At 57.8% G+C, this 10,058-nt stretch carries 6 protein-coding genes, 13 tRNA genes, 2 rRNA genes and 1 pseudogene (1 of these 22 running past the window's edge); 3 read left to right on the top strand and 19 right to left on the bottom strand.

Annotated features, from left to right (window positions below):
* A partial coding sequence (locus AXF19_RS15155; RefSeq protein WP_237141733.1) for a TOBE domain-containing protein occupies positions 1-95 on the top strand: 95 nt, incomplete at its 5' end.
* Positions 96-152: 57 nt separating this feature from the next.
* Here the strand turns inward: AXF19_RS15155 and AXF19_RS04480 are convergent.
* Both AXF19_RS04480 and AXF19_RS04475 read right to left on the bottom strand, forming a co-directional pair.
* The gene (locus AXF19_RS04480) at positions 153-830 is read right to left on the bottom strand and encodes a trimeric intracellular cation channel family protein (RefSeq protein WP_066845584.1); all 678 of its coding nucleotides are present in this window, start codon (positions 828-830) and stop codon (positions 153-155) included.
* Positions 831-898: 68 nt separating this feature from the next.
* Positions 899-2,209, bottom strand: a complete 1,311-nt coding sequence (locus tag AXF19_RS04475; protein ID WP_066845580.1) for a lipase family protein — start codon at positions 2,207-2,209, stop codon at positions 899-901.
* Between the two features lie 43 nt (positions 2,210-2,252).
* Between AXF19_RS04475 and AXF19_RS15150 the strand changes: the two are divergent.
* Together AXF19_RS15150 and AXF19_RS04470 are read left to right on the top strand one after the other, a co-directional pair.
* Positions 2,253-2,399, top strand: a pseudogene (locus tag AXF19_RS15150) (ABC transporter substrate-binding protein); the annotation flags it as partial.
* Between the two features lie 320 nt (positions 2,400-2,719).
* Positions 2,720-6,874, top strand: coding sequence for an autotransporter outer membrane beta-barrel domain-containing protein (locus AXF19_RS04470; protein ID WP_066845578.1), 4,155 nt, complete (start codon positions 2,720-2,722; stop codon positions 6,872-6,874).
* Positions 6,875-6,970: 96 nt separating this feature from the next.
* Here the strand turns inward: AXF19_RS04470 and AXF19_RS15145 are convergent, their stop codons facing one another.
* From AXF19_RS15145 to AXF19_RS15985, 17 genes are all read right to left on the bottom strand, one after another.
* Positions 6,971-7,096: a secretion protein HlyD gene (locus tag AXF19_RS15145; protein WP_084784861.1), complete on the bottom strand. Its 126-nt coding sequence runs from the start codon at positions 7,094-7,096 to the stop codon at positions 6,971-6,973.
* A gap of 46 nt (positions 7,097-7,142) precedes the next feature.
* Entirely contained in the window at positions 7,143-8,018 is an 876-nt protein-coding gene (locus tag AXF19_RS04465) for a PD-(D/E)XK nuclease family transposase (protein ID WP_066845575.1), read from the bottom strand.
* A gap of 108 nt (positions 8,019-8,126) precedes the next feature.
* Positions 8,127-8,212: transfer RNA gene (locus AXF19_RS04460), tRNA-Leu, on the bottom strand.
* 16 nt (positions 8,213-8,228) lie between these two features.
* Positions 8,229-8,314, bottom strand: a tRNA-Leu gene (locus tag AXF19_RS04455).
* 28 nt (positions 8,315-8,342) lie between these two features.
* Positions 8,343-8,428: transfer RNA gene (locus tag AXF19_RS04450), tRNA-Leu, on the bottom strand.
* A gap of 20 nt (positions 8,429-8,448) precedes the next feature.
* Positions 8,449-8,535, bottom strand: a tRNA-Leu gene (locus AXF19_RS04445).
* 11 nt (positions 8,536-8,546) lie between these two features.
* A tRNA-Gly gene (locus tag AXF19_RS04440) sits at positions 8,547-8,620 on the bottom strand.
* A 1-nt stretch (position 8,621) separates the two neighbouring features.
* Positions 8,622-8,697 (bottom strand) — tRNA-Thr (locus tag AXF19_RS04435).
* A gap of 46 nt (positions 8,698-8,743) precedes the next feature.
* Positions 8,744-8,819 (bottom strand) — tRNA-Phe (locus AXF19_RS04430).
* A gap of 7 nt (positions 8,820-8,826) precedes the next feature.
* A tRNA-Asp gene (locus AXF19_RS04425) sits at positions 8,827-8,903 on the bottom strand.
* Between the two features lie 19 nt (positions 8,904-8,922).
* A tRNA-Val gene (locus AXF19_RS04420) sits at positions 8,923-8,998 on the bottom strand.
* A 6-nt stretch (positions 8,999-9,004) separates the two neighbouring features.
* A tRNA-Lys gene (locus tag AXF19_RS04415) sits at positions 9,005-9,080 on the bottom strand.
* A gap of 12 nt (positions 9,081-9,092) precedes the next feature.
* Positions 9,093-9,168: transfer RNA gene (locus AXF19_RS04410), tRNA-Lys, on the bottom strand.
* A 37-nt stretch (positions 9,169-9,205) separates the two neighbouring features.
* Positions 9,206-9,282, bottom strand: a tRNA-Gln gene (locus AXF19_RS04405).
* A 202-nt stretch (positions 9,283-9,484) separates the two neighbouring features.
* Positions 9,485-9,560, bottom strand: a tRNA-Asn gene (locus tag AXF19_RS04400).
* A 4-nt stretch (positions 9,561-9,564) separates the two neighbouring features.
* A 5S ribosomal RNA gene (rrf, locus tag AXF19_RS04395) occupies positions 9,565-9,681 on the bottom strand.
* A gap of 75 nt (positions 9,682-9,756) precedes the next feature.
* Positions 9,757-10,058: ribosomal RNA gene (locus AXF19_RS15985) — 23S ribosomal RNA — on the bottom strand; it runs 3,514 nt beyond the window's last position.

The raw sequence follows: 10,058 nt of genomic DNA, 5'->3' as shown, positions 1-10,058 counted from the left end.
ACTCCATCGAGGAGCTCGGCCTCGAGGTCGGCAAGGAGGCATACGCAGTCATCAAGGCAACGTCCGTCATGGTCGGCGTCGATCACCATCACTAAGAACCTTTCGTTCGTCATACAAAATCCCCGCATTCTGTTAAGCGTGCGGGGATTTTTCTATGTGCGCTCCTCATGCCCCTCCTCACGATGCCGCTTTGGCGGACGCGGATGATAGAGACTCCAGTTCCAGTGAATCGCGGCAAAGCGGATGACGAGCACGAGCATGAACGCGAGCCACGAATCCGCCTCCACCCCGAGCGTAAAACGCAGCATACAGAACACGAACGCGCCCACAAGCGACGCCGCCGCATAGACCTCGGCATAGAGCACCACGGGCATCCGCTGCGCGAGCACATCGCGGATCATACCGCCGCCGACCGCCGTTGTTGCCGCGAGCAGGATCGGCAGCACATAGCTGTCCTCGCCACCGACGCGCACACCCGTCAGCGCGCCCGTAATCGTAAAGGCGGCAAGCCCGATCGTATCCGACACATTGAAGATCTTGAGCAGACGCTGCCGCCGCATCCGATGCAGAGCCGTCCACTGATAGAGCAGCGAGGTTGCGAGCGCGACACCCACCGACAGCAGGAAATTCGTCGTATCGCGCAGCGCCATCGGCGGCGTAATCCCGACGAGCACATCGCGCACCATACCGCCGCCGACCGCCGTCGCCAGAGCCAGCACCGAGATGCCGAAGATATCCATGCGCCGCGACAGTCCCACGAGCGCCCCCGACACCGCGAATGCGAGCGTCCCGATGATATCGAACAGCCGCCAAAGATCCTCCACGATCATACTTTCATCCTTCCGTGTTGTTGCTAATCCATGTTATTGATGTACGCCTTCGCATTCCAAGCTGACCGTTAGTCCTGCGAAAACAGATACAACACCGTCTCAATCGGCGTCATCTCCCCCGTCAGCGCCGAGCGCGAGGTCGCATCCAGCAGATTCCCGTCCGCATCGTACACCGCGCGCTCGAGCGTCAGGCGGTACGTCTCGTGCGCATCGCGGATCTTCGCCCCCGCAATCCGATAGGCGACCAGCTGCTCCGCCCCCGCCGCGCGCGCCGCTGCGAGATGATCGTTCAGCCCGCTCAGAAGGTAGTCCTCCGACAGCCCGCCGCTGCCCGCCGCGAACACCGCCTGCGCATTCCGCACATGGAGCGCGTCACGCAGCACCGCCGTCATATAGGGCGCATCCTCCGCGAGCGTATCGTCCAGCTCCGTCTCAATCGGCGCCACATAGAGCGGCTGCCCCTCCGTCCGATTCGTACTCCCCATCAGGAACAGCAGCGCCCCGTCCCCGCCGTACGCATCGTAGAGCTGCCGAATCGCCGCATCCACATACACCGTCATCGCATGCGGGAACCGCGCCACAGACCGCGCGGGCGACCACGGGACACGCTCCCCGAACTGCTGAAACCCGAGCGGTGCCGCGAGCAGATCCTTCATCGGATCGCCGCTCATCACCACACGGTGCAGCGTAAACCGCCCCTCATAGCGGCGCACAAACGCCGCATTCCCGACCGCAGGCGCACCGAACGTCGTCACAACGAGCTGCTCGGGCGCGACCCCCAGATCCGAGAGCCGCGCCGCCGCGAGAACTGCCGCCGCCCCGCCGAGACTGTGTCCCGTCAGATAGATCCGCATCGAGGGATGTGCACGCAGCTCCGCCGCCAACACCTCCCCTGCCGTCCGATTCCCATACGCCGGCAGCACATCCGTAAAGAGCGCCGCTTGGCAGTAGTCGAGAAAGCCACGGTGGACGAGCGGCGTCTCCTTGCGCTCCGTCACACGCATATCGCGCACAGCAAGGAACTCTGCGGGCGTCGTCCCGCCGAACGCGGCACGCCCGAGCCGCAGATCCGTCCACACATCGCTCCCACGCTCCGTCCCCGGAAAGGCGATCAGATGCGTCTCAGTGCCATCCTCATCCGTCCGCACCATATGGAAGAATCGCCCGACCGTGCCACGATGCCCCTCCGTCTCATACGAGGCGATCTGCCAGCCCGCCGCCGCGAGACGCGCACGCAGGAGTTCCGGCAGCTCCCCGCTGTACGCCGCCTCCGATGCCGCCGCACACACGAAATAGAGCGACGGCAGATCAGCGGGTGCAGCCAGCACGCGCACAGGCAGCAGAAACAACAGACAAAATACCAGCAGCCGCAGCATCATCGCTCCTCCTTCGCAGAAAAGTCCTTAGGGAATCGCTGATAAAATGAAGTCCGTCGGATTGGTACAGATTTTTTGTCCTGTCAAGGAGACAAACCGGACGCATAGCCAAAGCTATGTGGAGGATTTGTCGACACAGACAGGGCGAAAAAGATGTGCTAAGGCGGCGGTGCTGAATTTATCAGTGCTTCCCTTGCCTATTATATCCATATTTCATTTGAAAAAACAGTGTTTTTTCTGCACACATTACGCCTCATTCTCATTCATTTACAAATAATCATATCTTGTTTTCATAATTTTGCCATAAAAGAAGCCGTAAATAAATTTTTCTCTATGATACCCGTACAGCCTTGAAAACACTGGGGTTTCCTGAAAATTAGGACGTTTGAACCCTGTTATTTATGACAGTACGCATTTTTCTGAAATATGCTACAGTAGGAATTGGAGAGGAAGAATCGGCATGATTCAAGGCGCCCACATCGGATGTATTGATCTTGAAAGGAGTCGATCATCATGAAACACCATTCTCAGCGCAGCAAACGTCCCCCATCACGGACACTTGCCCCACGCATCCTCGCCGCCCTCACGGCGGGCGCGGTGACGCTCGGCGCACTCCCCTGTGCCTATGCTGCCAACAAGTTCATCGTGACCTCCTCTGTCACAGAGGACACTGAGGTAGAGTACGGCGTTGTCGGCAACATCGACGGTGCGCCCGCGACCATCACCGTCGGCAGAGTGGGGTACGGGGGAACCCCGGTCATCTATACGAAGGACGGCTACGGAAATGCTGTGGAGTGGCGGAATGCCTTCGGCACATTCGGCGAGTCTAACACAGTGAATGCGACCTTTGATGTTAGGGGCGGCAGAGCGATTCTCCGGAGCGGCTCGCTCATGGGCTTCTTCGGAGCCTTTGGTGGGGTTTTGAACGGCGGCACAGCGCACGTCGAGGGGAACTCTGCAGAGGTCTCGGGTGGTACGGTCTCTTGGGACGGGGCAACCAGCTTCATTGTGGCGCGGGGAATCTACGGCGGCTACGCACATGCGCAAATCCTGCACGGCACACAGACAAGGGCAGAGGCGGTGCGCAATACCGTTACAATGACGGGCGGCGCCATCGATTCAGATGTGACCGGCGGCAGTGCGAAAAGCGATAACGACATTGCGGGCAACACGACTACCTCCGAGGCGCTGGCAGAGGAAAACACCGTCACTATCACAGGCGGCAAGTCTGTGGGGCCTTCCTACATTGAGGGTGGCTATGCCGATGCCCGTTCACACCTCGGCAACGGCATTTCCATCGCAAAGGCACTGAAAAACCGCGTGCGCATGAATACAAACATGCGGACAGAAAAAATCACCGGTGGGTATACCTTCACCGAGACAAGAGGCGGTATCCGCCTATACTCAAACGAGAACCAGGTCCACCTCAGGACGAATGCAAACGATGTCGCCGGCGGACGTGCAGACGGCAAACAGTTTGATAGGACCGGCATCCCTGCTGCCCTGAGTACCGTGGAGGCGAATGCGAACAAGGTCTGGGTCACGGAACGCTCTTGTAATGTGGTGAGGGGCGGCTACGCTAGGCTCACGGCAGGAAAAACGAAAGAGCTGCGCGCCGCGGCAAACGAGAACGAACTCTCCATCGCGGGCGGCAACTTCGATAATATTTGGGGCGGCGACAGTTTTATCGAGAGCGAGCGCACAGATGCAGACACCTTCGCGGCGGCGACAGCAAACAAGAACAAGCTCTGGGTCGACACGCATGCGGGCTGGTTCAACTCGGATCTGATCGGCGGCTCTGCGAAGGTACAGGCGACTGCGGGCCGGGCGGAGGCCGCAGCGCACGAGAACGAGCTGTATGTGAAGGGAGATCAGCAGAACATCTACAGCGGCAGTGCCGAAGCAGCGTCCGAGAACGGCAGCGCTGTGGCACAGGCGACGAAGAACTACCTCTCCACCGAGACGAGCGTCACGCCGGGCATCACGGGAGGTCATGCATCTGCCGAGGCAAAGGGTACCTTTGACGTACTGGCAAGCGAGAACTTGCTCAGTCTGAGGGGCGGTGCGCGCAGCTTCATCGGCGGCTATGCCGAGGGCACGCAGCGAGACAGCGGCACCTACGTCCTCCAGAGCACGGGCACGGCGAACCAGAACAGTATGGAGATCCGCTCCACCGGTACATTCACCGACAAGAGCGCGGGCGGTTACGTCCATATCACAGCGAACAATACGAAGCTGCTGTCTGCTGCCGCAGCAAGGAACGAAGTTCTCCTGCAGGACGGCACGTTCAACGAGGATGTGGCGGGCGGCAGGAGCTTTGCCCGGAATACGACGACGGCGGCGGACAGCGTCACGAATGCCGCAGCGAACGAGAACACCGTCCACGCCTTGGGAGGCACGTACGGCGCGGGACTCTACGGCGGCTCGGCGTATGCCGAGGCAAAGAGGGAGTTCAATGCGAGCGCCAACAAGAACAAGCTGGCCGTCTCCGCGGGGGCAAAGAACTTCATCGGCGGCTACGCCGAGGGTAAGCAGCTTGCGCCCGGTGAATCGGTGACACACAGCACCGCAAAGGCGAACGAGAACAAGGTCTGGGTGGGTGCAGGCGCAGGGACATTCACCGACAAGAGCGCGGCGGGCTACAGTACGATCGAGACGAACAATGTCGCAGAACCAAAAGCCGAGGCAAACAGCAACCAGCTCACCATCCGTGCCGGCACGTTCCGTGAGGACGTGACGAGCGGCAGAAGCTTTGCGCGGAACACGTCTGCAGGCAGCGCGGCAAATGCCGTCGACAACCGCCTCTGGGTGTACGGCGGCACCACGCGGTTCCAAGGGCATCTCTTCGGCGGCTCTGCCGAGGCAAGAGCGGCGGGCAATAACAGCGCAGAAGCGGAGGCATCGGGGAACATTACCCACCTGATGGAGGGCACGACGTATGACGGGGATGTCTACGGCGGCATGGCGCAGGGTGGCTCCGACACGGGCAATGTCTACCTCAAGTCCAATTACAACGAGCTCTACATCCACGGCGGCACCTATCGCGGCAACATCTACGCAGGCGCGGCTCTGGGCGATCCCGCAGCGGATCCAAACGATGTCCATGAGGAGGTGCATCACAACAAGATCGTGATCTCGGGCGCAAACGATCTCTCCTTCGCAAGTCTCTACGGCTATCGGCACCGCGTCGGCGGCGCGGGGGCCTATGCAGCCGACAATGAGCTCATCCTAAAGGATACGAAGAATATCACGGTGAAGAGCGTGGAGGGATTCAACCGATTTGCGTTCTATGTGCCGAGCGACATCACCGAAGATGATACGATGCTCTACGTCAGGGACGATACGAGGAACATCGACCTCAGCGGCAAGACGGTCGATGCCTATCTGCAGGGCAGCACCTCGCTCCCGAACCGCATCCGCCTTCTCCATACGGTAAATGCGGAGATTCACAATGACGGCACAGCCACGATGACTGTGCATGAGGGTATCTCCGGTACGGAACGCATGAGTGTGACGACGAACCGCAAAGAGCTGATCGTGCGGCTTGACGGCGGCACCGATGCGGGCGGTTCGGTGCCGGAACCGTCGGCGCCGACACCTGACACTACGCCGCTGCCACCGGGGGCGACCCCGCCGACGCCACCCGCGGTTACACCGCCGGGTGGGATCGTCACACCTCCTCCGACACCGCCCGCACTGCCGCCGGAGACCCCCTATGATGGTGGCTTCCGACTGATCGATGATCATGCAAAGTCGCTTGCCGAGACGATGGCAGGCTCGGTCGCCTTTATCGGCTCGGGCATGAATCTCTTTACGGGCTTGGGGATGTCGAGTGCGTCCATCGAGGCGGCAGCAGCCGAGGGCTTTGCCCCATTTGCAGCGATGAGCGGCTCCTCCATGCGCATCGCAACGGGCTCGCACGTTGACCTCAAGGGGATGAACCTCGCTGTCGGCTTCTCGCGCGAAGTGAAACGCGACGACAACCGACTGATTTTCGGTCCCATCATTGAGTACGGACGCGGCACCTACGACAGCTACGTCAATGCGGCACACGGCGACGGCTCTATCCGCTACATCGGTGCGGGCGGATTCATCCGTCAGGAGCAGAAGGACGGGATGTTCTACGAGGGCAGCCTCCGCGCCGGACGCTCGAACATGGACTACAGTGCAACACTCAATGTGGGCGGCACCCCGAGGCATACGTCCTACGATACGCGTGCGAACTACATCGGCGCACATCTCGGCGCGGGACAGAGTACGACGATGAAGGACGGCGGCAAGCAGGAGGTCTACGTCCGCTACTTCTACACGCGACAGAACGGCACAGACGCAACGCTCTCCACAGGCGACCGCTACAGCTTCTCCGCCGTGGACAGCCACGTCCTGCGCACGGGCGCACGTTGGATGCATCCGCAGAAGGGCGGCTCGCTCATCGTCGGTGCCTCCGTACAGTATGAGTTTGGCGGCGATGCAAGCGCGACCTATCATCGCGCGGGCGGCATGAGCTACACCTCGCCGTCTCCGTCGCTCAAGGGTGTCTCCGCCAGCGTCGAACTCGGCTGGAAGACCCAGATGAGCGCGAACTCCACCGCCGACCTCAGCGTTGAGGGCTGGACGGGCAAACAGCGCGGTGTCAACTTCCGTGCCGGATTCGCTTGGCAGTTCTAACACATGAGAGAAAGGGCGACTTGAACGCCTAACAAATTTTCCCACACAAAAACCCCGTCGGCATAATTGTCGACGGGGTCATTATATATGTCACAATTAAGGAAGCACTGATAAATTCAGCCGCGCCATCTTAGCGCATCTTTTTTGCCCGCTTTTCGTTAGCAAATCCTCCACATAGCTTTGGCTATGCGTCCGGTTTGCTGCCTCAATCGGACGAAAAATCTACGCCAATCTGACGGACTTCATTTTATCAGCGATTCCTTAGTTCTCAAAGCATCGCCTTGTACCTGCTCCACTCCGACTGCGGGATCGCAAGCACATCCATCGCCTTCTCCGCCGTAACCGACAGTTTTTCCATCATTGCTCGGATCGAAGAAAGATACGCCTTTTCCGCACCGCGCTCCATACCGCGTTCCATGCCACGTTCCATGCCACGTTCCATGCCACGCTCCAGGCCACGCTCCATCGCCTCTTTGCTGATCTCCTGAACAAACTGTTCCCACTTCGAGCTCATATAAATCTCTCCTTTCTCCGTATTCTTAAACGCTCCTGCCCGCTCTGCAAGAACAGGATAGTACATCTCATCGGGCTGCACACATTGAAAATCGTGCATCAGATTACCAAGAGGGGTATCATCCTCAATCGAGGCATTCACATAGATAATATGCGAACCATCGCCAAAGGGCTCCCCATCTCCTTCAATCGTGCGGCGTATCACATAGAGCGGTTTCCCCTTCCCGAGTACATCCGTCTCCGTAATAAAGATCACATACGATTCCGGCAGCTTTTTATAATCCATTCCCTCAGGCAGGGCATTCGCGTCCATCATACTACTGTGATATCGTGCCCTGCATGGTTCTGCGCCCCTTTTCGCGCGTTGGATTTCGATATTAAACTCCTGCCCATCCGCAAATGCATGAATATCAAGCCGCACGTCATGACCATGCAGATTTTTCAGTGTGTCCTGCACAACGACTCTCGTCGCGCGAAGATTCGGCTTCTCCAAGATAATCTGCAAAACCAGATTGACACAGGGAAGGCTGTCCTGAAACACCGCTGACATAAAGATGTCGTCCATCAGCGTAAAGCTCTGTATGATCTCCCTATAGCGCGCACGCCGTGCTTCCTCTCTATCAAGTGCCATCGAATCCCCTCCTGCCCCCATTTTAGCGTATTCCATACGGAATCGCAACCGTCAAACGATCGCACACACAAAAAAACCGCTGTGTTTCCACAACGGTACTCTCTCAGATGGTGCGGTTGGTGGGACTTGAACCCACACGTCTTGTGAACACTACCCCCTCAAAGTAGCGCGTCTGCCAATTCCGCCACAACCGCATATGAAGTTGAAATATGGTGCGGTCGAGAGGACTTGAACCTCCACGATGTTGCCATCACTAGCGCCTGAAGCTAGCGCGTCTGCCATTCCGCCACGACCGCGTGACTATCAAATTGTAAAGAAAAAGGATGGTGCGGTCGGTGGGACTTGAACCCACACGTCTTGTGAACACTACCCCCTCAAAGTAGCGCGTCTGCCAATTCCGCCACGACCGCGTGACAAATCTGTAAATAAGTGGTGCCGAGGACCGGAATCGAACCGGTATGATCTTTCGATCGGGGGATTTTAAGTCCCCTGCGTCTGCCTGTTCCGCCACCCCGGCGAAATGCAAAATGGAGCGGGTGATGGGAATCGAACCCACGTGACCAGCTTGGAAGGCTGGGGCTCTACCATTGAGCTACACCCGCATGGAGCTGGCGAGAGGACTTGAACCCCCAACCTGCTGATTACAAGTCAGCTGCTCTACCGATTGAGCTACGCCAGCAGCATTGCACAAGCGGCACGCGCCGCAGACGCTATAGGATACGAAGTGGTGCCTCAGAGCGGAATCGAACCACTGACACGGGGATTTTCAGTCCCCTGCTCTACCAACTGAGCTACCGAGGCATAAAAATGGCGACCCGAAGGGGACTTGAACCCCTGACCTCCGCCGTGACAGGGCGGCATTCTAACCAACTAAACTACCGGGCCGTATAAAATGGAATGTCCTTGGTGGGCGATGACAGGATCGAACTGCCGACATCCTGCTTGTAAGGCAGACGCTCTCCCAGCTGAGCTAATCGCCCATAAAATGGTGACCCACCACGGAATCGAACCGTGAACCTACTGATTAAGAGTCAGTTGCTCTGCCAGTTGAGCTAGTGAGTCATGATATAAAAGTGGTGGCTCACCCGGGACTCGAACCCGGGACCCTCTGATTAAAAGTCAGATGCTCTACCAACTGAGCTAGTGAACCTTTATCAGCGCCACCCATCTCATAAAATGAGATAAATTGGCTGGGGTAGTTGGATTCGAACCAACGGATGCGGGAGTCAAAGTCCCGTGCCTTAACCGACTTGGCGATACCCCAACTATCCAAAGCGGCAGCGCCGCTAAAGGAATCGCTGATAAAATGAAGTCCGTCAGATTGGCGTAGATTTTTTCGTCCGAACAAGGAGGCAAACCGGACGCATAGCCAAAGCTATGTGGAGGATTTGCCGACACAGTTCGGGCAAAAAAGATGCGTCAAGATGGCGCGGCTGAATTTATCAGTGCTTCCTATAATACAAAAATGGCTCCTCGAACTGGACTCGAACCAGTGACATTCTGATTAACAGTCAGACGCTCTACCGACTGAGCTATCGAGGAGTGATTGCGGCAACTACCTACTCTCCCACGTCGTCTCCAACGAAGTACCCTCGGCCTTTGAACGCTTAACTACTGTGTTCGGAATGGGAACAGGTGGAACCGTTCAGGCATCATCACCGCATCTTCTTGAGTGTTGTACACTCAAAACTTCACAGAAGAAACTTCAAGCAAATTGTTAGGCTATACCTTCTTAGAATAAGTCAAGTCCTCGACCGATTAGTGCTGGTCAGCTGCACACATTGCTGTGCTTCCACACCCAGCCTATCTACCTTGTCTTCTTCAAGGGGTCTTACTTCCTTATAGGAATGAGATACTTCATCTCGGGACGGGCTTCACGCTTAGATGCTTTCAGCGTTTATCCCTTCCGGACGCAGCTACCCGGCCGTGCCCTTGGCAGGACAACCGGTACACCGTTGGTCCGTCCACTCCGGTCCTCTCGTACTAGGAGCAGCCTCCCTCATGTATCTTTCGCCCGCGATGGATATGGACCGAACTGTC

The organism is Selenomonas sp. oral taxon 126 (genome assembly GCF_001683335.1).
Classification (GTDB): Bacteria; Bacillota; Negativicutes; order Selenomonadales; family Selenomonadaceae; genus Centipeda.
This window is presented reverse-complemented; position numbering and strand designations above follow the sequence as displayed.